Origin of the sequence: Ottowia sp. VDI28 (genome assembly GCF_049532675.1) — a bacterium.
Taxonomy (GTDB): Bacteria; Pseudomonadota; Gammaproteobacteria; order Burkholderiales; family Burkholderiaceae_C; genus Ottowia.
Genome location: NZ_CP149820.1, coordinates 1,132,512 through 1,156,656, shown reverse-complemented (window position 1 = coordinate 1,156,656; position 24,145 = coordinate 1,132,512). Strand labels below are relative to the sequence as shown.

23 protein-coding genes and 2 pseudogenes are annotated in these 24,145 nt (G+C 63.3%); 11 read left to right on the top strand and 14 right to left on the bottom strand.

Annotated features, from left to right (window positions below; genetic code table 11):
- Positions 1 to 146: 146 nt before the first annotated feature.
- A complete protein-coding gene (locus tag WJU18_RS05390; RefSeq protein WP_423459101.1) occupies positions 147 to 1,283 on the top strand; it encodes a PilT/PilU family type 4a pilus ATPase in 1,137 nt (378 codons plus the stop codon).
- Between the two features lie 149 nt (positions 1,284 to 1,432).
- Positions 1,433 to 2,350, top strand: a complete 918-nt coding sequence (locus tag WJU18_RS05385) for an NAD(P)-dependent oxidoreductase (protein WP_423459100.1) — start codon at positions 1,433 to 1,435, stop codon at positions 2,348 to 2,350.
- Between the two features lie 15 nt (positions 2,351 to 2,365).
- Here the strand turns inward: WJU18_RS05385 and WJU18_RS05380 are convergent, their stop codons facing one another.
- The 3 genes from WJU18_RS05380 to WJU18_RS05370 form a co-directional block, all read right to left on the bottom strand.
- Complete coding sequence (locus WJU18_RS05380) at positions 2,366 to 3,133, bottom strand: BON domain-containing protein (protein ID WP_423459099.1); 768 nt, start codon at positions 3,131 to 3,133, stop codon at positions 2,366 to 2,368.
- Entirely contained in the window at positions 3,130 to 3,729 is a 600-nt protein-coding gene (locus tag WJU18_RS05375; protein WP_423459098.1) for an SIS domain-containing protein, read from the bottom strand. Before WJU18_RS05375 ends, WJU18_RS05380 begins: the two co-directional genes overlap by 4 nt.
- Before the next feature lie 101 nt (positions 3,730 to 3,830).
- A complete protein-coding gene (locus tag WJU18_RS05370) occupies positions 3,831 to 4,211 on the bottom strand; it encodes a YraN family protein (RefSeq protein ID WP_423459097.1) in 381 nt (126 codons plus the stop codon).
- 28 nt (positions 4,212 to 4,239) lie between these two features.
- Between WJU18_RS05370 and rsmI the strand changes: the two genes are divergently transcribed.
- Positions 4,240 to 5,172, top strand: a complete 933-nt coding sequence (rsmI, locus tag WJU18_RS05365) for a 16S rRNA (cytidine(1402)-2'-O)-methyltransferase (RefSeq protein WP_423459096.1) — start codon at positions 4,240 to 4,242, stop codon at positions 5,170 to 5,172.
- Between the two features lies 1 nt (position 5,173).
- Here the strand turns inward: rsmI and WJU18_RS05360 are convergent, their stop codons facing one another.
- Both WJU18_RS05360 and WJU18_RS05355 read right to left on the bottom strand, forming a co-directional pair.
- Complete coding sequence (locus WJU18_RS05360) at positions 5,174 to 5,758, bottom strand: carboxymuconolactone decarboxylase family protein (RefSeq protein WP_423459095.1); 585 nt, start codon at positions 5,756 to 5,758, stop codon at positions 5,174 to 5,176.
- 160 nt (positions 5,759 to 5,918) lie between these two features.
- On the bottom strand, positions 5,919 to 6,794 hold the full coding sequence (locus WJU18_RS05355) for an IclR family transcriptional regulator (RefSeq protein WP_423459094.1): 876 nt from the start codon (positions 6,792 to 6,794) through the stop codon (positions 5,919 to 5,921).
- Positions 6,795 to 6,962: 168 nt separating this feature from the next.
- On the opposite strand from WJU18_RS05355, the gene WJU18_RS05350 reads away from it, so the two are divergent.
- From WJU18_RS05350 to WJU18_RS05325, 6 genes are all read left to right on the top strand, one after another.
- Complete coding sequence (locus WJU18_RS05350; RefSeq protein WP_423459093.1) at positions 6,963 to 7,946, top strand: Bug family tripartite tricarboxylate transporter substrate binding protein; 984 nt, start codon at positions 6,963 to 6,965, stop codon at positions 7,944 to 7,946.
- A gap of 154 nt (positions 7,947 to 8,100) precedes the next feature.
- Positions 8,101 to 8,976, top strand: coding sequence for an amidohydrolase family protein (locus WJU18_RS05345; RefSeq protein ID WP_423459092.1), 876 nt, complete (start codon positions 8,101 to 8,103; stop codon positions 8,974 to 8,976).
- A complete protein-coding gene (locus tag WJU18_RS05340; protein ID WP_423459091.1) occupies positions 8,973 to 10,097 on the top strand; it encodes a class I adenylate-forming enzyme family protein in 1,125 nt (374 codons plus the stop codon). Before WJU18_RS05345 ends, WJU18_RS05340 begins: the two co-directional genes overlap by 4 nt.
- Complete coding sequence (locus WJU18_RS05335; protein ID WP_423459090.1) at positions 10,010 to 10,438, top strand: class I adenylate-forming enzyme family protein; 429 nt, start codon at positions 10,010 to 10,012, stop codon at positions 10,436 to 10,438. The genes WJU18_RS05340 and WJU18_RS05335 overlap by 88 nt, the downstream gene beginning before the upstream one ends.
- A 19-nt stretch (positions 10,439 to 10,457) precedes the next feature.
- Positions 10,458 to 11,603 carry an acyl-CoA dehydrogenase family protein gene (locus tag WJU18_RS05330; protein WP_423459089.1) on the top strand — a complete coding sequence of 382 codons (1,146 nt, stop codon included), beginning with the start codon at positions 10,458 to 10,460 and terminating at the stop codon, positions 11,601 to 11,603.
- Positions 11,603 to 12,496, top strand: coding sequence for an alpha/beta fold hydrolase (locus tag WJU18_RS05325; RefSeq protein ID WP_423459088.1), 894 nt, complete (start codon positions 11,603 to 11,605; stop codon positions 12,494 to 12,496). The genes WJU18_RS05330 and WJU18_RS05325 overlap by 1 nt, the downstream gene beginning before the upstream one ends.
- A gap of 34 nt (positions 12,497 to 12,530) precedes the next feature.
- Here the strand turns inward: WJU18_RS05325 and WJU18_RS05320 are convergent, their stop codons facing one another.
- The 6 genes from WJU18_RS05320 to WJU18_RS05295 form a co-directional block, all read right to left on the bottom strand.
- The gene (locus WJU18_RS05320; protein ID WP_423459087.1) at positions 12,531 to 13,778 is read right to left on the bottom strand and encodes a nucleoside recognition domain-containing protein; all 1,248 of its coding nucleotides are present in this window, start codon (positions 13,776 to 13,778) and stop codon (positions 12,531 to 12,533) included.
- A gap of 78 nt (positions 13,779 to 13,856) precedes the next feature.
- The gene (locus tag WJU18_RS05315) at positions 13,857 to 14,678 is read right to left on the bottom strand and encodes a UPF0149 family protein (protein WP_423459086.1); all 822 of its coding nucleotides are present in this window, start codon (positions 14,676 to 14,678) and stop codon (positions 13,857 to 13,859) included.
- Between the two features lie 550 nt (positions 14,679 to 15,228).
- On the bottom strand, positions 15,229 to 16,581 hold the full coding sequence (locus WJU18_RS05310; RefSeq protein ID WP_423459085.1) for an MBL fold metallo-hydrolase: 1,353 nt from the start codon (positions 16,579 to 16,581) through the stop codon (positions 15,229 to 15,231).
- Between the two features lie 11 nt (positions 16,582 to 16,592).
- Positions 16,593 to 17,417 carry a universal stress protein gene (locus tag WJU18_RS05305; RefSeq protein WP_423459084.1) on the bottom strand — a complete coding sequence of 275 codons (825 nt, stop codon included), beginning with the start codon at positions 17,415 to 17,417 and terminating at the stop codon, positions 16,593 to 16,595.
- A gap of 383 nt (positions 17,418 to 17,800) precedes the next feature.
- Entirely contained in the window at positions 17,801 to 18,712 is a 912-nt protein-coding gene (locus WJU18_RS05300) for an EamA family transporter (RefSeq protein WP_423459083.1), read from the bottom strand.
- Positions 18,713 to 18,732: 20 nt separating this feature from the next.
- Positions 18,733 to 19,734, bottom strand: a complete 1,002-nt coding sequence (locus WJU18_RS05295) for a 2-dehydropantoate 2-reductase (RefSeq protein WP_423459082.1) — start codon at positions 19,732 to 19,734, stop codon at positions 18,733 to 18,735.
- A gap of 239 nt (positions 19,735 to 19,973) precedes the next feature.
- Between WJU18_RS05295 and WJU18_RS05290 the strand changes: the two genes are divergently transcribed.
- Complete coding sequence (locus WJU18_RS05290; RefSeq protein ID WP_423459081.1) at positions 19,974 to 21,206, top strand: ammonium transporter; 1,233 nt, start codon at positions 19,974 to 19,976, stop codon at positions 21,204 to 21,206.
- A gap of 30 nt (positions 21,207 to 21,236) precedes the next feature.
- Positions 21,237 to 21,563 (top strand): hypothetical protein, encoded by a 327-nt coding sequence (locus WJU18_RS05285; RefSeq protein ID WP_423459080.1) that lies wholly within the window; start codon positions 21,237 to 21,239, stop codon positions 21,561 to 21,563.
- 55 nt (positions 21,564 to 21,618) lie between these two features.
- On the opposite strand, the pseudogene WJU18_RS05280 reads toward WJU18_RS05285, so the two are convergent.
- From WJU18_RS05280 to hpaH, 3 genes and pseudogenes are all read right to left on the bottom strand, one after another.
- Positions 21,619 to 22,381 (bottom strand): annotated as a pseudogene (locus WJU18_RS05280) (class II aldolase/adducin family protein).
- Positions 22,382 to 22,399: 18 nt separating this feature from the next.
- Positions 22,400 to 23,193: pseudogene (locus WJU18_RS05275) on the bottom strand (aldolase/citrate lyase family protein).
- 135 nt (positions 23,194 to 23,328) lie between these two features.
- The gene (gene hpaH / locus WJU18_RS05270; RefSeq protein WP_423459079.1) at positions 23,329 to 24,144 is read right to left on the bottom strand and encodes a 2-oxo-hept-4-ene-1,7-dioate hydratase; all 816 of its coding nucleotides are present in this window, start codon (positions 24,142 to 24,144) and stop codon (positions 23,329 to 23,331) included.
- Position 24,145 lies beyond the last annotated feature (1 nt).

Below are 24,145 nucleotides of genomic sequence, written 5' to 3'. Positions count from 1 at the left end.
AGGCACTTCGCGCCTTCCCCCAGGGGACGCCGCCAGCGGCCGGGCAAAGCCAGCTCCGCGGCAGCCCCGAAAGGCCTGCTCCGCGGCCGTTTGACTTTGGATCAGTTTGACTTTGGATCATCATGATCACTGAATGAGGAACGCACATGGAACGCGATCAGGCCAGCAAATTCATCAATGAGCTGCTCAAGCTGATGCTGACCCGCAAGGGCAGCGACCTGTTCATCACCGCGGACTTTCCGCCGGCGATCAAGGTCGATGGCAAGGTGACCAAGGTGTCGGCGCAGCCGCTCACGGCCGCGCATACCCTGGCACTGGTGCGCGCGGTGATGAGCGACAAGCAGGCGGCCGAATTCGAGCGCACCAGGGAATGCAATTTCGCGATCTCGCCGCCAGGCATCGGCCGTTTCCGCTGCAACGCCTTCGTGCAAATGGGCAAGATCGGCCTGGTGATGCGGGTGATCCCCTCCGAGCTGCCGACGATCGACGACCTGGGCATGCCCCAGATCCTCAAGGACGTGGCCATGTCCAAGCGGGGGCTGGCCATTCTGGTGGGCGCCACCGGTTCCGGCAAATCGACCACGCTGGCAGCCATGGTGGATTGGCGCAACATCAACTCCCAGGGGCACATCGTCACGGTGGAAGACCCGGTTGAATTCGTGCACCCGCACAAGAACTGCATCGTGACGCAGCGCGAGATCGGCCTGGACACCGACGATTGGGAAGTCGCCCTGAAGAATTCGCTGCGGCAAGCGCCCGATGTGATCCTGATGGGCGAGATCCGCGACCGCGAAACCATGGAACATGCCGTGGCATTCGCCGAAACCGGCCACCTGTGCCTGGCCACCCTGCACGCCAACTCAGCCAACCAGGCGCTGGACCGCATCATCAACTTCTTCCCGGAAGAGCGGCGCCCGCAGCTCCTGATGGATCTTTCTCTCAACCTGCGCGCCCTGGTGTCTCAGCGGCTGATCGGCCGGCAGGACGGCAAAGGCCGGACGGCGGTTGTCGAGATCATGCTGAATTCGCCGCTGATTTCCGACCTGATCTTCAAAGGCGAAGTCTCCGAGATCAAGGAGATCATGAAGAAAAGCCGAGAGATCGGCATGCAGACCTTCGATCAAGCGCTCTTCGACGCTTTCGAGAATCACCTCATCACCTACGAGGATGCATTGCGCAACGCCGACTCGGCCAACGACCTCCGCCTGCAGATCAAGCTGACCAGCAAGCGTGCAAAATCGCAGGATCTGGCCGCGGGCACCGAACACCTGCAAATTGTCTAAAGGCGTGTTCAAAGAACGATGTTTTTTAACTCGGCAACCCTCTCCTCCGTCATTCCCGCGCAGGCGGGAATCCCGTGCAGCCCCGCCAACGCCCTCTGGATTCCCGCCTGCGCGGGAATGACGAATCTCCTTGATCCATCTTTATCCCAATGAGCACGCCAATCAACTCCAAAACCTACGACCCCACCCCTTCCCGCCAGGTGGCCTTCCTGGGCCTGGGCGTGATGGGCTACCCCATGGCCGGCCACCTGGCGCTGGCCGGCCACAGCGTGACGGTCTACAACCGCACCCCCGCCAAATCTGAAGCCTTCTGCGCGCAACTGGCCGCCACCGGCAGAGCGCAGCGCGCCGACACCCCCGCACAGGCTGCCGCCCATGCCGACATCGTGTTCTGCTGCGTGGGCAACGATGACGATCTGCGTTCGGTGGTGCTGGGCGATACCGGCGCCCTTGTGGGAATGAAACCGGATGCGGTCTTCGTCGATCACACGACCGCTTCGGCCACCGTGGCACGCGAACTGGATGCGGCCGCTCGCGCCCGCGGCCTGCACTTCATCGATGCGCCAGTATCAGGTGGCGAGGCTGGCGCACAGAACGGCCTGCTCACAGTGATGTGCGGCGGCGACGAAGCCGTGTTCGACAAGGTGAAGCCGGTGGCCATGGCCTTCTCCCGCGCCTTCACGCTGATGGGTGCCAGCGGCGCCGGCCAGCTCACCAAGATGGTCAATCAGATCTGCATCGCCGGCCTGGTGCAGGGTCTGTCTGAAGCCATCGCCTTCGGCCAGCGTGCCGGGCTGGACATCGAGCAAGTGTTGCAGGTGATTGGCAAGGGAGCGGCGCAGAGCTGGCAGATGGACAACCGCGGCGCCACCATGGCGCAGGACAAATTCAACTTCGGCTTTGCCGTCGACTGGATGCGCAAGGACCTCGGCCTGGTGTTCGATGAAGCCAAACGTAACGGCGCCCGCGTACCGGTGACCGCGCTGGTGGATCAGTTCTATGCCGATGTGCAGCAGATGGGAGGCGGACGCTGGGATACTTCAAGCTTGATCAAGCGCCTGAAGTAGGTCCCGCACCCAACACTACTTGGCTGGCGGCAGCGTCTGCACCTCAATGGGCGGACGCGCTTCCTGTACAGTCGTCTGCACCACCGGCTGAGTCACGACCCCGGGCGCAGCCTCCCCGGTAACGGGTGCCACGGCACCTGTAGCCGCGCTGGCGGGAGATGCGGCGGGGCTGACACTTCCCCCAGCCGGATCGGCGATCAGGTCGATCACGCGCACCACCCTCTGTACCCCAGCCGTCTGCCGGGCAACCTCCGTCGCCACCGCCATCTCTTGCGCGGTCAAGCGCCCCATGAGATAGGTGCTGCCACGTTCGGTCACCACCCGGATAGCCCTGGTGGGCACGCCATTGGCATCCAGGAAGCGGGCCTTGACCTTGCCTGTGATGTAGGTGTCGTTGGAGCGCTGCGTGGGCCCCGAGTTCGGCATCACGGCCAGCTCGTTGACAATGCTCGTCACGCTGGGTGTGCCCTTCACGACAGACTCCACCAGTTGCCGGTCCTGCTCGGTGGGCACCTCCCCCGTCAGCAGCACCTTGCGGTAATAGCTGGTCACCGTGACATGCCCGCGCCCAGCCAAAGCGTTGATCACGCTTTGCTGCGCATTCTGCTCGATGGTGTTGTCGGCCGTCTGGGTTTCATTGCTGCGCCGCTCGCTGGTCAGCACCAGGGTGCCGGCACCCGCTGCCCCTCCCACGATCGCCAACGGAACGCAGGCCGATAGCCCCGCGCCAGCCGCTGCTGCCAGCAGGCAGGCACCTGCCAACCGATTCACGGAAAAAGTCATCCAGAGCTCTCCTGTTCGCCCAGAAGTTGAATATCAAGACCATCGCACAGGCAATGCAGCACCAGTTGATGTGCCTCATGGATGCGCGATGTACGTTCGTGCGGCACGCAGACGTGTACGTCGGTCTCGCGCAGCAGCATTCCCAGATCGCCTCCGCCCGCGCCGGTGAGCGCAATCACGCTCATCTCGCGCTCGTGCGCCGCCTGGGCAGCCCGTACGAGGTTGCTGGCGCGGCCATTGGAAGAAAGAACCAGCAGCACATCGCCGGCGTTGCCCAGCGCACGCACCTGGGCCGCGAAGGCATCGGCGTACTCACCCCGCCGCGCAACCGCCGTCAGGGTGGCAGCATCAGTCCCCAGCGCCATGGCCGGCAGCTCCGGACGCGGACGCTCGAACCCGCCAATCAGCAAGGCGGCGAGGTACTGCCCGAGCGCTCCCGAAGCGCCATTGCCGCATATGAGGATCTTGCCACCACCAGTGACACAGGCGAGCAGCGCCTGCGCGGCTTCAGCCACGGGGGCAGCCAACGACTCCGCCCATTGGTATTGGAGGTCGGCACTGTCTATGAATTGCTGTTGAATGCGTTGCGCGAGCATTGAGGATGAATCATAACGCTGGACATGGCGCTCAGCTCAGCCAGCCAGTTCAAATTCAGGAGCATGCGTTTCAAATCGCATCAGCCCCCAGAGGTCCATCTTCAACCCGCATCGAACGCCCCTTGCAGCCACTGGATGCGTTCGCCGTCGATCGCCACCACGTCGAAGCGGCATGGCGGGGGAGCCCGAAAGCGCCTCAGGTAATGGTAGGCCGCGAAAATGATGCGCCGCTGCTTGACTGCGCTCACGCTGGCCGCCGCGCCGCCGTGACCGGCCCCCGCCCTGGCGCGCACTTCCACGAACACCAGCGTTCCCCCCGTATCCCGCATCACGAGGTCGATTTCCCCACCACCGCGCCCGGGCGTCCGATAATTGCGCTCGAGAAGACGCAGTCCGGCCCCCTCCAGGCGTGCCAATGCAGTGTCTTCGGCCGATTCGCCGCGCTCACGGGTGCTAGGCCGTTTTTGTGTCCACAGCGCCATCCAAGCTGTCTCCGCTTTCTAAAAAACAATGTCCGTATCCGCCCCCGAATCCCAACCCATCGGAAAGCCATCGTTCCAGCGCGCGCTGGAGGCAGCGCACGCCGCCGCCGGGGGGCAGGATTATCCATCCGGCGCCCTGTATGTCGTGGCCACCCCCATCGGCAATCTGGCCGACATGACACTGCGCGCCCTGCACGTGCTCTCCATGGTGGACGCCATTGCCTGCGAAGATACCCGCCACACACAACAATTGCTGCGCGCCGTGGGCCTGCACCGCGCGGGCAACGAACTGATCGCGCTGCATGAGCACAACGAGGCCGAAGCCGCGCAGGCGGTGATTGCCCGGCTCCAGGAAGGCCAGCGCGTGGCCTATGTGAGCGATGCCGGCACCCCCGCGGTCAGCGACCCGGGGGCGAGGCTGGTGGCCGCCACCCATGCCGCTGGCTTGCGCGCCGTGCCTTTGCCCGGCGCCAGCAGCGTGATCTGTGCCTTGAGCGCCGCCGGGGTGCTGGGCGACGGCGGTTTTGTGTTTGCGGGCTTTCTGCCCGCCAAGGCTGGCGAACGAGGCACCGCCATGGACGCGCTGGCACAGGAGCCGCGGGCCGTGGTTCTTCTGGAAGCGCCGCACCGCATCACGGCACTGGCCGACGCACTGGCCGCGCTGGGCGGACGGCGCGTGACCGTGGGTCGGGAACTGACCAAACAGTTCGAACAGATTGCCACCCTGCCCTGCAACGGCCTGCCCGCCTGGCTGGCCGAAGACCCGCAGCGCCAACGCGGCGAATTCGCACTGGTGCTGCATCCGGCCGAAACCAGCAACGCACCGGGCGATGACGACCGGGTGCTGCGCCTGCTGCTGGCCGAGCTCCCTCTCAAAACCGCCGTCAAGCTGACCGCCGAGATCACGGGACAGCCGCGCAACGCCCTGTATCAGCGGGCGCTGCAGTGGCGCGACGAATAACTCAGGATAGTGGGAGCGTGGGCCTCAAGGGCGGGCAATCTCTCCCGGCTTCGGGCGGCGGCGTGCGCGCCACGTTCATCACCATGGCCAGGAATGTGTAGTAACCCACGATGCCGGTCAGGTCCATCACACCAGGCTCGCCGAAAAGCTCGACAGCCCGGCGCCAGGTCGGGTCGCTGACCGCCTTCGCCGCGCGCAACTCCATCACGAACTCATAGATCACCGCCTCATCTTCGGCCATCCGCGGCGGCCGCTCACCCGCTGCGATGGATTCGATGGTGGTCCGTGACACACCCTCGCGCTCGGCAATAGGCGCATGGATCGTCCATTCGACCTGCTGCGCCCACTCCTTGGCCACCAGCAAAATGGCGAACTCGGAAAGCCTCAGCCCCAGGCTGCTGCGGTAGCGCAGATACTCGCCCATCCGCTGCGCATGCCCCATGAGCTCCGGGCTGCGCAGCAGGGGAACGAATGGGGAAATCAACGCACCGCGGGGGCCCTGGATGACTTCGAGGGCCTCGCGTCTTTGCGCCTCGCTCCATTCCGCCTCCGGCAATGGCGGCAGGCGATCCTCCCCCTCGGTCATGCCAACACCTGCGGCGCAGGGCTCAATGAAAGGAATTGAGGAGTAAGCCGTTCTCGAACTTTCACGGATGGATCCTGCCGGAGCAAAAGTTTGGATGGTAGAGCATTGCACCCGTCCACTGGATCTTGGATCAGATTCGCCCCAGGGCCCTGACTGAATCTCATTGATCGACCGACAGATCCAGCAGCGGAGCGATCTTTTCAGCCAACGCCAGCATCTCTGGCGCCACTTCGTCGATCAGTTTCTCCGGTGAAAGCGAGGATTTGGTTCCGCCACAGGTCAGCCCCATGATTCGGCGACCATCAGGAGAAATCACCGGTACGCCGATCGCGTTCACGTCGGGATGGGATTTCGCGAAGTTGAAGACAAAGCGGTGCTTTGCATACTCCTTCAGGGCTTCGTCGATCTTGCCGGATATCTCGGGCCAGTTGGCGCCATAGTGCTTGCGCAGTTGCTTGAGCGCGGCCTCGCGGTTGTCAGCCGATTGCGCCGCCAGCCAGACCCAACCCACGGAAGAGTCGCCCAGCTCAAGCGTCGAACCGATATGCAACCTGAGATGCAGGATGCTGGGCGCTTCGACACGCTGTATCACCACCATGTCATTTCCTTGGCGTTCGGCCAAGGACACCGAGATACCGAAGCGGTCAGCCACCTTGCGCATGGAGGGCAGCGCGGCCGGCGCAATGCCTGTGCGCATGATGGCCGCGTGCCCCAGCCTCAGGACACCAGCCCCCACACGCAACCGGTCAGGCATCACACCCGGAACCAGATAGCCCAGATGCGACAAGGTCCTGCATAGGCGCCAGACGGTGGGCTGCGGCAGCCCGGTGAGCCGTGCAATCTCGCTAGTACCGAGATCCCGCCGCTCCGCGGTAAAGCATTGCAGGATGCTCAGGCCACGAGCCAGCGCAGTCACCAAAAAAGGCTCTTCAGCTTCCGCGGCATCTTCTGCCTCGTCAGCCGGCCTGGACGATTCAAGCACTGTCTCGGGTGCTGCCTGGGCGCCGGAAGGGCCCGCATTGGTTTTCTTTCTCATAGGTCTCTCAGCTTACTTCGCAACGAAGCCTTGACTTGGCATATCTTTCGCCTCAGAATGAATTAACTATTCATCTATAGAAATAGCTATTCACTAGATGAATTATAAAGGCACCTTCCCCTGAAGCAAGCCTTGCCTGGATCTGTTCTGTTTAATGAAAGGACTTCCGTGTCATTGCTGAATTTCACATTTGATGGATTGAAACGCCGGGGCATCCTGTTCGCCCTGCTGGCCGCGAGCGTGGGCGCCTCCGCCAATGGCGCCTACCCCACGCGGGCGGTGACGATCATCAATCCCTGGGCCGCTGGCGGGCCGTCGGATTCATTCATCAGGCCGATCGCCCAGGAGTTGGGCACACGCCTTGGGCAACCGGTGGTGATCGACAATAAGTCCGGCGCCAACGGCACCATCGGCGCCACTTATGTCGCCCGCGCCAAACCCGATGGCTATACGCTGTTCTTCTCGCACCTGAACCCGATCGCCATTGCACCATCGCTGCAGCCCAAGCCACCCTACGATTCCGTCAAGGACTTCGCCCCCATCACCCTGATCGCTTCAGGCCCTGCCGTTCTGGTGGTGCGCAGCGATTTTCCAGCCAACAACCTGGCGGAGTTCCTCGCTTACGCCAAAGCCAATCCGAACAAGGTGTCCTACGGTTCCGTCGGCATCGGCAGCAATACGCACCTGGCCGGCTCGATGCTTGCCGACGCGGGCAAGGTCGAGATGGTTCACGTCCCCTATCGGGGATCGAGTGCCATTCAGACCGACATCCTCGGTGGCCAAATCAGCTCGGCCTTCGTCAATCTCAGCGGGGCGCTCGGTCTGATCCAGCAAGGCCGGTTGCGCCCCCTGGCCGTGAGCACCACCAAACGCTCCAGCGCCCTGCCTCAGACTCCCGCCGTGGCCGAAACACTGCCGGGTTTCGAGGTCAATGGCTGGTACGGCCTGATGGCCCCGGCGAATACGCCTCCGGAGATCATCAAGAAACTCAATACCGAGGTCACCGCGATCCTCAAGATGCCAGAGATCGTCTCACGCTTGAAAGACGGCGGCATGGAGCCGGCGCCCCTGACGCCCGAGGCCTATGCAGCCATGATCAAGTCCGAGATCCCGCGGTGGGCCGCCGCAGCCAAGGCGGCGCACCTCGACTGACACTGCGCCGCCTGAAACGGCCGCGCCCACTGAACTGACATAGCCCCTCCCGACCGCCTTCCTGCCGGAAGGCGGCATGGTGCTGTCCCCCCATCCAGAGCAGCCCAGGCCGCGCGCGGTCTCGGAGCGGCTCGCCCTTTCACCAAGGAAACACATGAGCTACGACATCCTCGCGATCGACACCGTCGTCAATATCTGGACTCCGGAAGTCCGCGCCATCCGGCCTCCCCGGGATGCTTTCTACGGCGGAAAGATGAAGGTGAGCGAAGAAACCCTCCAGGGGCTGACGCACGAAGACATGCTGCGCCGCATGGACGTCGCCGGCATCGAACGCTCCTTCCTCATTGCCGCCAAGAATGGCCCTTACCAGCACCGCGCGGCCTATCACATTCCCTACGAGATGGTGGCCGAAGCAGTCAACCAGTACCCGGACCGGTTCTCGGGACTCGCGGGCCTCGACCCCACGGAAGGCATGGCGGGCGTACGCCTGCTGGAAAAGGGCGTGAAGGAATACGGCTTCATCGGCGCCCATTTCTATCCGCACTGGTTCGAACTGGCGCCTGATCATGCCAAGTGGTACCCCTTCTATGCCAAGTGCGTCGAACTCGACGTGCCGGTCCAGCTGCAGGTGGGCCAGTCCATGCTCTACGATCCCAATTACCGCTTGCGCAGTGTGGGGCGGCCGATCGCGCTGGATGCTGTGGCCTGCGATTTCCCCGAGCTCAAGCTCATCGGCATACACGTAGGGATCCCATGGACCGAGGAAATGATCGCCATGGCCTGGAAGCACCCGAACGTCTATATCGGCACCGACGCGCACAGCCCCAAGTACTGGCCAGCCTCCTTCGTTCACTACATCAACACCTTCGGCCAGGACAAGGTGATCTTCGGCACGGACTTTCCGGTGCTGGGCTTCGAGCGCACACGAGCCGAGATCGAGGCCTTGGAACTGCGGCCCGCCGCGAAGAAAAAGTTGCTGCGAGACAATGCGCTGCGCATCTACGGGTTGGACAAGGGTGATCAAGCATGAGCACCCGCATCCCGAACATCGCGGACCAAATCGCGCTGCACGGACGCCAGCGCCCGACACAGCCAGCGCTGATCCAAGGCGATCAGTCGTTGGACTACGCGCAGTTCGATGCGCAAGTCACGCAGCGCGCCGCATGGCTGCAGCACCGGACACGGCCCGGCGAGGTGGTCGGTCTGGCACTGAAGGACACGATCGAGCATGTTCTGATGCTCTTTGCCATAGCGCGCGCCGGCGCGGTGGTGCTGCCCATCGATTGCCGATGGAAGCCCTTTGAAAAGCAGAGGGTCGCCGAGCATTTCAAGGCGTCATTGACCATGGTTGAACCCGGTGAATCATTCGATGGCCAGGTCTGCCAGGAGGCGGACACCGCATGGTTGAACGCCGTGGGCGAGGCTCAGCCGCGCAGCGGGTTTCCGGATGGTGACCGAGGCTTGGTCATGTCGCTCTCCTCGGGCACGACAGGACGCCCCAAGGGACCGATGCTGTCGCACCAGCGGCTCATCAACCGCTTCTACACCCAATGGGCCGACCTGGGTTTCGGCAGCCGGGAACGCTATGTCAATGCGACGCCGCTGTACTTCGGCGGAGGCCGCACCTTCACGATGTCCACTCTGTACGCGGGCGGAACGGCCGTGCTGTGCCCGCCACCTTATACGCCAGAAGAACTCGCCGCCGAGGTAGAGCGTACGCAGGGTAGCGTGATGTTCCTGGTGCCGACGCTCCTGAGGCGGCTGCTGAATTGCGATCCGTCGGTGCTGGCTCCGCTGCGCCGCATGAAGACCTTGATCTCCTCGGGATCGGCGCTGGCCCCCGAGGAACGCCGCCAGATCCGCGAGAGCCTGTGCGCCAACTTCTCGGAGTACTACGCCTCCACGGAAGGCGGCGGTATCTCCGTGCTGTCGCCCAGTGATCAAGCGCGCTACAGCGACTCCGTCGGCCGTCCGGCCTTTGGTGTCGAAGTCTCGGTGGTCGATAGCGACCACCAGCCAGTCCCCCCGGGACGATCGGACATATTCGCTATCGAAGCGCCTCCATGGCCGAAAGCTTCTACGGAGACACCGAAGCCAGCCAGGAAGCCTTCCGCGATGGCTGGTTCTACCCGGGTGACCTCGGTGAAATGAACGACGAAGGGTATCTCTTCCTCAAGGGACGCTCCAAGGACATGATCATCCGAGGCGGGGTCAACATCTATCCGCAGGAAATCGAAGCCACGCTCAGAGGCCATCCTGCGGTACTCGAGGCCGCCGTGGTGGGATGGCCGTCGCGCGAATTCAACGAAGAAGTCGCGGCGTTCGTGATACGCAAGGGCGAAGTGGACCAGGCCAGCCTCACTGCGCTTTGCCGGCAAGCCCTGGCAAGCTACAAAGTCCCGCGCGAGATCTTCTTCGTCGATGACCTGCCCCGAAATTCGTCCGGCAAGATCGTGAAGGCTGACTTGGTCAGCCGACTGAGCCCGCTCTGAAAAATTTCCCTGCACGTCCATGATTGACTTCGAGATTCCCGAGGAAGACCGCGCACTGCTCGACTCGGTCGACCGCATGATGGCCCGCGAGTTTCCGCCAGAGAAATTGCGCAAGGCCGACGAAAGCCACGAGACGCCGTGGCAGTTGCTGCCTTTGATGGGTGAGCTAGGCCTCTTTGCCCTCCCGATTCCGGAGGAGTGGGGCGGCTTGGGCAAGGACTGGCGCAGCGCGGTGCTGGTCATCGAGCGCCTTGCCTACCACGCGGGTATCGCGGCCACGCTGTTCGGCACCACGGTCTCGTTCGGCGGGATGTCCCTGCTCAAGTATGGGTCGCAGGCGCAGAAACGCGAACTGCTTCCGCGGCTGATGGCAGGCCAGGCGCGTTTCGCGCTGGCGCTGACAGAGTCCGGGGCCGGCACGGACGCGGGTGCCATCATCACGGCAGCGCGCCGCACCAGCCATGGCTGGCGCATCAATGGCCGCAAGACGTGGATCAGCAACGCCGATGCAGCCGACTACCTGGTGGTGGCGTGCCGCACCGAGCCCGGCAGCCAAGGCTCCAAAGGCGTCACCATGCTGCTTGTGCCGCGGCATACGGCAGGTATTGCGATGACGCCGCTCGCGAAGGTCGGGCACCACTGCATGCCCTCCTGGGACATCGCCTTCGAGGATGTCGAGGTGGCCGACAGTGCCGTCATGGGAGAAGTTGACCAGGGTTTCAAGCACACGATGTCGACACTGCACTACAGCCGTGCGAGCCAGGCAGCGAATGCGGTGGGCCAGGCGCAGAAAGCCGTCGATCTGACGGTGGCCTATGCCAAGGAGCGCAGCCAGTTCGGAAAACCCATTGGATCGTTCCAGGCGATCCAGCACAAACTGGCGGACATGCAGGTACGTGTCAACCAGGCACGGCTGGCCTTGTACCACCTGGCCTGGCTCATTGCCACCAACCGCCCATGCAGGCTTGAAGCGGCCCAGGCCAAACTGGTGGCCACCGAGGCGTTCCAATTCGTCAGCCGGACCGGCCTTCAGATCATGGCCAGCGCCGGCTATTCGATGGAAAGCGATATGCAGCGCATGTGGCGGGACGCAGGGCTTTACACCTTCGGCGAGGGCAGCAGCGAACTGCAGCGGAATCTGATCGCGCGGGAACTGGGGCTTTGATGCAGAAGAGCCCTCCCCTTGAGCACGCTTCGCCTCGCATCCGCCGAGGATTCGTCGACACGCCTGACGGCCAGGTTCACTATCGCGAAGCCGGCCAGCCGGTGCCTGATGCGCCGCCGCTCATCCTCATTCACGCGTCCCCGGGGTCAGCGCTGACGCTTGCGCCCTTGTTGAGGGCCTTTGGCCGGCATCGGCACGTGATCGCGCCCGACACGCTGGGCAATGGCGATTCATCGGCGCCTGCGCACCACGAAGTCGGTGTGCCCTATCTTGCGCAAGCCCACAGGCACGCGCTCGATGCACTGGGGATCGAGCGCTTCGATCTCTATGGCACTCACACGGGCGCCAGCATTGCCAGCGAACTGGCCATCGCGCATCCGGCACGTGTGCGGGCACTGATTCTGGACGGCGTCGGCCTCTACGGCGAGCAGGAGCAAGCCGAACTGCTTGCGCACTATGTGCCTGAGGTCACCATCGACCAGAACGGCAGCCACCTGCACCTGATCTGGTCTTTCGTGCGCGATGCCTATCTATTCTGGCCGTGGTACAGGAAGGACAAGACCCACCGCCGCCCCGCAGGCCTGCCCAACGCCCATGTGCTGCACGACAAGCTGGTGGAAGTCCTGAAGGCGGCACGAACCTTCCACATTCCCTACCGCGCCGCACTCGGGCACGACAAGAGAGCCCGGCTCCCCCTGTTGCGCGTGCCCACGTTGCTCACCTGCGGAATCGATGACATGCTTCATGAGTATCTCGCCGAGCTGAGCACATTGGTGCCACAGGCTCAGTGCGTAGCACACCGTGGAATCGAGACCCCCGAGGCCCTGGCCGAGACGGTAGCCTTGTTCGAGCGCCATTTTTCGGCTCAGGACACAAGTCCGGTGAACCATTGAAGCCGGACTGAAACCATGGCTCAGTTGGACAGGATCACTTAAAGAACGCGTACCCTACCAACACGGCCGCCACCATGCCGATCACATCCGCGAACAGCGCGCATGACAACGCATGCCGTGTGTTCTTGACGCCCACGCTGCCGAAGTACACGGCCAGCACGTAGAACGTGGTTTCGGTCGAGCCCTGGATGATGGCAGCGAGCTTGCCGGCAAAGGAATCAACGCCATAGGTCTGCATCACGTCCACCATCAATCCGCGCGCGCCCGAGCCAGACAGGATCTTCATCAAGCCTACCGGCAATGCGGGCAGAAAGTCGGTCGGCAGTCCGAGTGCGGCCACACCGGCACCGATGGCGCTCATGAGCATCTCCATCAGCCCGGCGGCACGGAACACGGCAATGGCCACCAGCATGGCGACCAGGTAAGGAATGATCTGGACCGCTACCCCAAAGCCTTCCTTGGCGCCATCGACGAAGGCCTCGTATACGTTCACGCGCCGCACCGCGCCACCGATCAGAAACAGGGCCACCACCGCCACGATGAAACCGGCGCCAATCACGCCCATCCACTGCGCGGCCTGGTCCGGCGGAAACCGCCCTAGCCACATCACCAGCGCGGCCACCGGCAATGCGACGGCCATCATGGGCAGCAACAGGCCGGCACGCCACAGCGGCAAGCGTTGCACGACCGCCACCGCGATCAGCGCCGAGAGCAGCGAACCAGCCGTCGCCAGGAGCGTCGGCAGGAAAATGTCGGCGGCATTGAAGCCCACCAGCCCTTGCTTGACGGCCATGGTCTGGCGGATGGCGATGACCGAGGTGGGGATCAGGGTGAGCCCGGCGGTGTTGAGCACCAGGAACATGATCTGCGCATTGGTGGCGGTATCGGGTTTGGGGTTGAGCGACTGCAGCTCCTGCATGGCTTTCAGCCCGAGCGGAGTGGCGGCGTTGTCGAGGCCCAGCAGGTTGGCGCTCATGTTCATGGTCATGGCGCCCTGGGCCGGATGCCCCGGGGGCACACCGGGAAACAGGTGGCGGAAAACGGGATTCACGCCGCGCGCGAAGGCATCGATCATGCCGGCGCGCTCACCGACCTTCATGAATCCGAGCCACAGGGCCATGACGCCCACCAGGCCGATCGAGATGTCGAACCCGGTCTTGGCCGAATCGAGCATGGCCGTGAGCAGCCGGGGCAGCACGGTGAGATCGCCCTGAGCGAGCTGAACCAGCGCCGCGATGAAGGCGCTAAGGAAGAAGCCTAGCCAGACGAGGTTCAGGACCATGTGGATCTTTTGCGCGTTGTTTTCTTTCTCGCGATCCCCGCGAAGGCGGGAGCCGGCCCTCCGTGTTGGCGTACTAGGCTATGCCCCGCAGCACTTCTTGTATTTCTTGCCGCTTCCGCAAGGGCACGGGTCATTGCGCCCGACCTTGGCGTCATTGCGCACGGGGTCGATGCGGGGGCCGAGGCTCTTGGCGATGGTGTAGAGGTCATAGACCGCCCACATGGCCTCGCCGAACGCCTCCATGCGCTGCTCGCTCACGCTGGGCGGCCCGTCGCCGTCGTAGAGGTTCAGCGTGGGCGGATCGGTGTCATCGGCGCACAGGGCTTCAATGCACTCCAGCGCGTCGGCCATGTTGGCGGCAATCTCCTTGTCGCGCGGCGGCGCCCAGTCTTCTTCCCAGAGCTCCACCACGCTCATGAAGCCTTGTGCCCAGGGCGTGGCGAAGGCCGGCAGAGATTCCCCTTCATCGAGCTTGAAGGCCTCCCCCTCGGCAGGCTGTGACGCGTACAGGCCGCGCAAGTCCATGATCGCCGGGTCAAGCGCCTGCGGATCGTCCAGCGATTCGACCGGGGACTCCAGGGCCTGACGGATCTGGGACTCGCGAGCGAGCCAGTTCATCAGAAAGCGGGTGCGCTGGGCTTCGCTGGCAAAGCCGGTGGCGGCATCCAGGGTGTCCGCCTCCAGATCCAGCAGGCGCGGCAACCATTCGGCTTCCGGCACCGGGCGGCGGGTGCACAGCAAGGCGGTCATGGCGCCTTCGCAGTACTCCCAGGACGGCAGGGTCTCGTGGTGTTCGGCCAGTTCATCCAGCACGTCGTCCAGCGCCTCGATCGTCGCGAGGGCGACGTCGTCCGGTTCGTCGGTGCCGTGAGAAGAATCAGATGTGGGAATTGAGCTCATGGCCGAGATCGTAGTACAGGGCGGGCTGATGCCTCAGCTTTTTGCCCTTGGGCCACGGACAGGCGCGTGCCGTTTCCTGAATCGGGCACAGGCTCCTGGCAAGTCTGTGGAAAAGAAACGGGCAAGTCGGGCGCTATCCACAGCCTGCGGCGGATGGCCCAAGTGATTCCTGCTGGCGATGGCTGTGCCGAACACGTTCCGCACACCCGCGAATCTGTCGCAATTCGTTGAAAATGAATCGTTTTTTGATATTTTCCACAAATCAACAGACATCTACTACAACTATCTATTTAATAAACAAGATAGAAAGAATAGTAGGGATAACCATGAGAACGAGCGCAATCGAAGGCGTGACGAAACGAAACCAGGCGGGCCTGCTGATGACGTTCGCATACCGCGCTCAGCCAATGCCTCCACCCAGTAACGCAGGAAATCGGCCCCCCAGGCATCGGCCGATAACGTAGTGGCCGCTGGCAATGCCATCGAAACCCAACCAGTCACCGCGAAACTTAAGGTTTGCTACATGCGCCCGTGCGTGCACGGACTCGCATCAGAGTTCCTGTGATTCACGATAGTCGGGTACTGTGCACGGCCAACCATGGCGTTCCTCGATGGCCAATCGCAATGCGTCGGCCGCCACGGGCTCTCCATGTGTCACGAAGACTCGCTTTGGTGCCTGAAGGCCGTCCAGCCAGGCCAACAGCTCATCGCAGTCAGCATGGGCCGACAATGTCTCCAGGCTAGCGACCTCCGCCCTGAGGAGTATGTAGGCGCCGTGGACCTTGATCTTGTCGGCGCCTGACATCATGCTTGCGCCGCGCGTGCCCGCTGCCTGGAATCCCGCAAACAGGATGGTATTTCTGGCATCTGGCGCATAAGCCTTCAGGTGATGCAGAACCCGGCCGCCCGTCGCCATGCCACTGGCCGATATGATGACCGATGGAAACTGCAGCGAATTCAACCGCTGCGACTCTTCGATGGAGTTGACAATGACGGCCTTCAGGCTCGTAGCGTCACATTGCTCAGGGCTCAACCGGTGCTCGTCGAGGTGCCTGCTGTAAAGGCGCGTTGCATCAGCTGCCATCGGGCTGTTCAGGTATACCGGCATGTCAGGAATGCGCCGCGCCTGCTTGAGCAACCGCATGCAGTGCAACAGGGTCTGCGCACGCCCGACAGCGAACGCCGGAATCAGCACAATACCGCCGCGCGCAGCCGTGCGGTTGACGACGCTTGCCAGTTCAGTGAGGGTGTCTGCCGCAGGATGCTTGCGATTGCCGTAGGTCGATTCCACCACCACATAGTCAGCGGGTTCGGCGGCCTCCGGTGGACGCATCAAGAGATCATTGCTGCGTCCGAGATCCCCTGAAAATAGAAGACTTGAACTTTTCCAGCCCACACGCACACTGGCAGCTCCGAGGATATGACCCGCTTTGCGCAAACGCCATGACCACCCTGGCCACGGGGAGCACTCCTCCCCGAATGGAACCACCTCGAAGCGCTTGAGTGCGGCGCGCGCCTCTTTCTCCGTGTAAAGCGCAAGAGCAGGCCGGTGTTTGGAATGTCCATGACGATTGGCATAGTCGGCATCTTCCTCCTGCAAACGGCCCGAGTCGGGCAACAAGAGTTCGCAGAGCTCACGTGTCGCCTCACTGCAGTAAACCCTGCCCTTGAAGCCGAGCTGAACTAATCTAGGCACGAAGCCGCTGTGATCGATATGGGCATGCGTCAGCAGTACGGCGTCTATGCTTGCAGGGTCGACCGGCAGCGCATCCCAGTTGCGCAGGCGCAGTTGCTTCAGCCCCTGGAAGAGCCCGCAATCGATCAGCAGCCGGCGGCCTTCGTGGGTCAACAGATACTTCGAACCCGTCACGGTACCCGTCCCGCCCAGGAAATCAATGCGCATGGCAAGCTCGCTCAGTGTGACATCAATACAGGCAATGTCATCGACTGAAGAATGGACAGTGTGGCTCCACCAAGAATCCACTCGCGCGCGCGGCTATGGCCATAGCAGCCCATGACAAGCAAGTCCGATCCCAGATCGGAAGCCAGGGACAGCAGCTTGTTGCCAACGTCGTCGTCATCCCTGTCGCCCCGATGCAGTGAGAGATCCCGGATACCTTGCTTCTGCAAATAACTCCGCAAGGACTGCAGCGACGCCTGCGCATCTTCGCCATACGCCACAGCATGTACCTGCGTTGCCCTGGACAGCCAAGGGAGGGCAGCGGTCACGGCCCTCGCGGATTCGCGCGTTTCCTTCCACGCCAGGAGGATGTTTCGGCCTAACGGTTCTACCGGCCCCGCATAGGGCATGACCAAGGCTGGCCGGCCGCTCTGCGCCAACACACTGGGTAGAAAATCAGTTGGCAGCTCGGCATCCGCAGCATCATTCTTGTCGCGCTGACCAAGAATCAGGAGGTCGGCATAAAGCGCGCGCCGGCCGAATCCCCAAGGCCCTTCGACGTCCGCCTCCTCCCAATGCAACCGCGCCGAGCCCGCGCTGTTCGCCAGAAAAATACCATGCATCTTGTCGCGCGCCTCTTGGTCAACTTTGCGCATGACTTCGATCGCCTCCGACCCCGCGTCTATCGCGAACGGGTAGCGCATCAGCGCCGAATAGGTACAGGGCTTGGCGGTCACCTCGGCATCAAAACTCTCTGCCACCCGGCATGCCAGTTTGATTCTTTCTCCTATGCGCGCAGAGCCATCGAGATGAAGAAGGATGGAATTCGGAGTCTGCATACAGGTTCTCCAGGTTTCGGGAGTTGAGATGCAATCGAGCTTGGGCCCGGCTGAACTGTCCGGTCTTGCGCTGGATCAAATATGGCCCCTCCGGCATAGTCAAAGCTTGATCTGGCGCAAGAACGGCTCACGCCGTGCCCGACGCAGCTTGATACGTCGCGCCAAAGCTCAGCTTTCAGCAGGTGACAGCACGAAAGGTCTCACAGCCGGCATGTACTCTTCGCTGCCCAAGCCATCCATGAAGGCTCTCTGCTGGTGTCTCGATCCCGCCGCCGCACCAGCCCAGCCCCTGGCGCTGACGATTCCGACCGGGATAGCCTTGCGGAAGCCGCTCCCCGCAATTCGAAACCTCACCCAAGGGGTAGGGATATCTCAAAACACCTTCAACGTTTGCGCATCCCCAGCCACATCACCGCACCGACCACGATCAATGCACCTAGCACCTGCACTGGCGCGATGGCCTGCCCCAGGATCAGCCAAGCCAGAACCAGCGCGGCAACAGGCTCGACGTTCATGATGGCTGCATTGCCCACCACGCCCAGACGGGGCAGCACAGTGAAAAGAAGTGTGATACCGCTGCCGTAGAGCAAGGTCAGCAGTGCCAACCCCCACCAGCCTGCTGATGCCACAGGCAGGTGGGGCCCCCCTTGCCACCAGACGCCGGCTGCCGCCAGCACGCTGACTATGGCCATGGTGGCAAACGTGCGCAACCGGCCGTCGAGATCGCCTGCCTCGTGCTGCGTCAGCACCAGCGCCAGGGAAAACGTGGCCGCCGCGGCAAGCGCGAAGGCCACGCCAACCCCAATTTTGCGCCACTGCCCGGCAGCGCCCAGCCCCGAAGCGGCGCCAAATACATCCAGAGCCAGCACCAGGCCCAGCAAAATAACCGGCATGATCAGGAGCATGGCGCGCTCAGGCTTGTGCTGATAGAGAACCCGAGCCCAGAACGCCGTCCAGAGCGGATAGCTATTGAAGGCCAGCAGCGCCAGTGCCACCGGCAACCGGGCCACGGCGGAATACAGGCATAGGCTTTGCACTGCGATCAAAAGGCCGATCGCCGGCAGCGCCTTGCGCTGGCGCACCGTCAGAGAAAAAGACCCTTGCTGCCCTACCAGCAAGGCGCCCACTACCAATGCAGTGAAAAAGCTGCGGACCACCACTGCGGTGGCCACATCCGTTCCATGATCGAAGGCCAGCCGGGCAGCCACGTGGTTGGCCCCCATCAGGAGAGCGATGGATAGCAACGAAGCGAAAGCTGCGCCGCTAAGCGCCCGGCCCGGGCTGGAGCGGGTCATTCCGGCTTATTCGCTCTGGCTCATTCAGGATAGAGCCCATGCACCCGTGCGTGCAGCCGGGCCAGCCCCAACAAAGCATCGGTGAAAGGCGCAGGCGTCTGAGTCAACACCCCGAGCTCCCGCACGGCTGACACCAGCGCATCGATCTCCACCGGCTTGCCGGCTCGCACGTCCTGCAACATGGAGGGTGTGAAGGCGCCCAGCTTGCGCGTGACCATGTGGCGGTCCTCCGGCTGCTGCTCGATGGGGATGCCGATGCGTGCGCCGATCTCTCGGGCCTCCAGCATCACGGCGCTGATGAAGCCGCGCACCAGATCGTCATCGAGGATGCGATCGGCGGTGGCGCCGGTGAAGGCACTGACGGGGTTCACCGTCATGTTGCCCCAGAGCTTGTACCAGACGTCTTTCTGGATCTGAGGCGATACCGTGGCCTCGAAGCCCGCTTCCTGCAGCAAGCCGGCCAGCGCCTGCACCCTCGCGCTGTCGCCGCCTGCCGGTTCGCCGATGATCAGCCCCTGGCCGAAGTGATGGCGGATCACCCCTGGGGCATCCAGCGCACAGCTGGCATGCACCACGCAGCCGATGACATGCGCCGGCGCAATGGCCCGCGCAATCGCGCCACCGGGATCCACCGATTCCAGACGCTGCCCGGCGATCAGGCCGCCAAAGCCTTGGAGGAACCACCATGGCACGCCATTCATCGCGGTCAGCACCACCGTCTTCGGGCCCAACAGCGGACCGATCCGGCCCGCTACATCAGCCATGCCCGGCGCCTTGACAGCCACGATCACGAGATCCTGCACACCCAGTTCGGCCGGGTCGGCACTGGCGCGCACCGCCTGGGCGGACTCATGCTCCACGGCATCGGCGCCCTTCTGGCGCAAACGCAGGCCGCCCTGCCGCAAGGCCTCCAGAGTGGCCCCGCGCGCCACCACACTGACCTCCGCGCCCTTTTCCGCCAGGCGCGCCCCTATCCAGCCGCCGATGGCGCCGGCTCCGTAGATCGCTATCTTCTTGAACATACGCCGCTGTCTCCTTGCGTTCCAAACGCTGGCTTCATACAAAAGCTTGCTCTATGAATTGTAGGCATCAGGTCTTTGCGCCCTCTTGCCCTCTTGCCCTCTTGCCCTCTTGCCCTCTTGCCCTCTTGCCCACTTGCCCCTCTTGGCATGGAAGCTGCTAAGCCACAGTACCGATCACACAAACATAAGCGGATGCGTGACCCGGATCGGCGCGCAGCGCATCCTGAAGGGAGTCTGGTATGCAGGTGGTGCAGTTTTCGGCCATTGACAAGGCAGATACAGCGTGGCTGCTGGTCTCGGCGGCGCTGGTTCTGATGATGACGCTGCCGGGCCTGTCGCTGTTCTATGCCGGGCTGGTGCGGCGCAAGAATGTGGTGAACACGCTGGCCTCCGTCTTCGCCGTGGCCTGCCTGGTGAGCCTGCTCTGGTTCGCGCTGGGCTATCCGCTGGCTTTCGGGCAGGGGTCGGCCTGGCTGGGCGGCCTGGCGTACCTGGGTTTTACGGCCATGCACCTCGATAGTGCCGCAGGCACCTTGACCGTCAGCCACCTTGCCCCCAAAGTGCCCGAGGCAGCCTACGCCATGTTCCAGATGACGTTTTGCGTCATCACCACCTGCCTGATCATCGGGGCCGTGGTCGAGCGTATGCGCTTTTCCGCCCTGCTGCTGTTCGCGGCCTTGTGGAGCGTGCTGATCTACGCGCCGATCGCCCATTGGGTCTGGGAGCCGGGCGGATGGCTGAACCGCCTGGGGGCGCTGGACTTCGCTGGCGGCGCCGTGGTGCATGTGAATGCCGGCATGGCAGGGCTGGTGTGCGCCGCGCTGCTGGGACGGCGCCAGGGCTATGGCCAACAGGCTTTCGAGCCACACAGCCTGGGCTGGACGGCCATGGGCGCAGCGCTCCTGCTGATCGGCTGGTTCGGCTTCAATGCCGGATCGGCGCTGACCGCCGACGGGCGCGCTGCGCTTGCCATGCTGGTCACCATGCTCGCCGCGGCCAGCGGCGGCCTGGCCTGGATGCTGACCGAATGGGCCTTGCGCGGCGCCCCGACCTTGCTCGGGTTGCTGTCGGGCATATTGGCCGGGCTGGTGGCCATCACCCCAGCGGCAGGCTTCGTGCAACTGGGCAGTGCGGTGCTCATCGGGCTGATCGCGGGCGTGGCGTGCTTCTGGGGCGCCACCTGGCTCAAGCGCCGCCTGGGTGTAGACGACTCCCTCGATATCTTCGGCGTGCACGGTATAGGCGGCATTGTGGGCTCGCTGCTGACAGGGGTGTTTGCCGACCGTGCCATCAGCGGCGTGGATGCCAACCTGCTGAACCAGGCTATCGCCGTAGGTGCCGTGGCGGCCTACAGCGCCATCGCCACGGCGGTACTGCTGCTGGGCATCGATCTGGTGTTGCCCCTGCGCGCCTCGCCGCAGCAGGAGCATGAAGGGCTGGATGTCACCTTGCACCGGGAGCGGCAACTGTGAAGCACCGCCAACGACGGAGAAAGGAAATGCATGCACGACAGCGAACGCCTGGCCATTGCCGCCCGCCTTCATGTGGCCTTGCGCCGCAAGACGGGCCGCGTGACTGACACCGAATGGATGGCCTCCGACGTCACGTATGGGATGGCTATGTCGGCCTTGGCATTGGCTCACGCCAAGGAAACAGACGATGCCGAACTGCAAAGACTGGCCTTGCTCCTGCGTGCCAGCCTGAACAGCACACAAGCGCAGGCAGACAAGCCCGCACCGGCGCCCGCGGCCCCCAGCACACCCGAAACCGGGCAGGCGCTGGCCAAGCTGGTGCAGCCGGTGCGCCGCTATGTCGGCGGATTGCGCTGACATCACGCCGTCAGGGCTTCATGATGGCGCTGCGGCACGCCATGGCCCCGGACACTCATCCCTGGTAGCTCTTGTCCGAGCGATCCAGTTGCCTTACCAGCGCATCCCACACATCCTGCCCCGCGCCGTGCTTCGGATCGAATTGCAGGGAATCGCGGGTGCACTTCGCCGCTATGGCGTCCGGCACCGGAATCACCGCTTGCGCCCCCCATGCTGAACGTGGCCATCTGGATCTCGCAAGCGCGCTGCAAGGTCCACAGGATGGCGAAAGTTTGCGGCAATGTCTGCCCCCAAGCGAGCAAGCCATGGTTGCGCAGAATCACCGCGGGCCGCTGGCCGATGCTGGCGAGCACGCGCGGCCCTTCTTCGGCATGGATGGTGATGCCCTCGAAATCATGGTAGGCCAGCATGCCGTGCAACTGCGCGCTGTAGAAATTGGTCTGCTGCAGCCCGTCCTTCAGGCAGGCTACGGCCACACCAGCGGTGGTGTGTGTATGCATTACGCAGTGGGCCGTGTCGATACCGCCATGGATGGTGCTGTGCAGCGTGTAACCCGCAGGGTTGATCGGATGAGCTGAGCCATCCAGCACCTCACCCGCCAGGTTGACCTTCACCAGATTGCTGGCAGTCACTTCGGTGTAGTGCAAGCCGAAAGGGTTGATCAGGAATTGCTTCTCGCCGTCAGCGCTGTCCGGCAGGCGCAGCGTGATATGGTTGTAGATCATCTCCGTCCAGCCCAGCATGGCGAAGATGCGGTAGCAGGCGGCGAGCTGCCGGCGGGCGGCCTTTTCCTCCGCGCTCATATCCTGTGCACTCATGGCGTCTCCTGCCTCTTCTTATTTGCTGGCCGCGAATGCCGCCGCCAGCCGGCTGGTCTCGCGCACCAGGCTTACGGTATCGATGCCCACGGCGACGAAGGTGGCGCCCCACTCCAGGTAGCGGCGCGCCATGGTCTCATCGGGGGTAAGAATGCCGGCGGCCTTGCCCGCACGCACCACGCGGCGAATGGCGTCCCCGATGGCCGCTTGCATGTCCGGGTGTCCGGGGTTACCGCGATGGCCCATGGAAGCCGACAGATCGGCCGGGCCAATGAAAATGCCGTCCACGCCATCCACGGCGGCAATGGCCTCCAGGTTGTCGAGAGAGGTGCGGGTTTCGGCTTGTACGATGATGCTCACGCGATCGTTGGCCTCATGCAGGTAGCGCGGATGCCGGCCCCAGCGGGCAGCCCGTCCGCCGGCCACCCCCGGATGCCGCCCAGCCCGTCAGCGCCGGGGTAGCGCGCGGCTTGCACCACGGCCTGCGCCTGCTCTGGCGTGTCCACCATCGGCACCATCAGGGTTTGCGCGCCCAGATCAAGATACTGCTTGATCAGCATCTCCCCCACGTGGCCGTGGCCCATGGGTACGCGCACGACGGCTTGCGTGCCCGGATAGGCGGCAATGGTCTGCAGTTGGTGCAGGATGGTCTGCAGGCTGTGCGTGGTGTGCTCACCATCGATCAGCAGCCAATCGAAACCCGCGCCAGCACAGATTTCCGCCGTGGTGGTATTGGGCACATTCAGCCAGAAACCGATTTGCTGACGCTTGTCCAGCAGGGCTTGCTTGAAGGAATTTTGGGGTGTTTCCATGTTTCTCTCTCGATCGAATGACCAATGACTTCGCGTTACCTCAATAACGACATTGAGCGGCAGCACAGAGGTAGGGCGTGCACGAAGTGCGCACGCATTGCGCTGGCTCGGCAGATGCGGGAATGCATGAGTCTTTCAAACAAACTTGAAAGCCATCTTGCCGAGCGGTCCGTAGTCGGCTTCGAACTCATCGCCGGCCTTGGCCGCCACAGGGCGTGTGAAAGAACCGGCCAACACGATCTGCCCCGGCTGCAGTGATTCGCCCCAAGGCGCGAGTTTGTTGGCCAGCCAGGCAATGCCTACCGCCGGATGCCCTTGCACGCCGGCCGCCAGTCCGGTTTCTTCCACCACGCCGTTGAGACGCAGAATGGCGCCCACCCAGGGCAGATCGGTAGCACGCGGGCCTGCGCGCCCAGCGCCGACCACGATGCCGCCGTTGGCCGCGTTGTCGCTGATGGTGTCGTACACCTTGCGCATGACCTTGCTGTGGCGGTCGAACTGCTCGATACGCGAATCGATGATCTCGATCGCCGGTGTCACGTAGTCGGTGGCAGTCAACACCTGCTCCACATCGATGTCCGGGCCCTTCAAGGCTGATTTCAGCACGAAGGCCAATTCCACTTCCACGCGCGGCGCGATGAAGCGGCTGGCTGGAATCTCCAGCACCTGGCCGGACGTCGCGGTGTAGAGCATGTGGTCGAGCAGCGTGCCGTAGTCGGGCTCATCGATCTGGCTGCTGATCTGCATGGCGCGGGAGGTCAACCCGATCTTGTGGCCGATCACCTTCCGGCCCTCCGCCAGTTGCAGCGCCACCCAGGCACGGCTGATGCGGTAGCCATCTTCCACGGTCATGCCTGCGAAGCGCTTGGAAAAGTGCTCCACCTGCACGCGTGTCTTCTCGGATTGATCCAGCTCGCGGGCGAGTTCAGCGATCTGTTCTGGCGTCAGCATG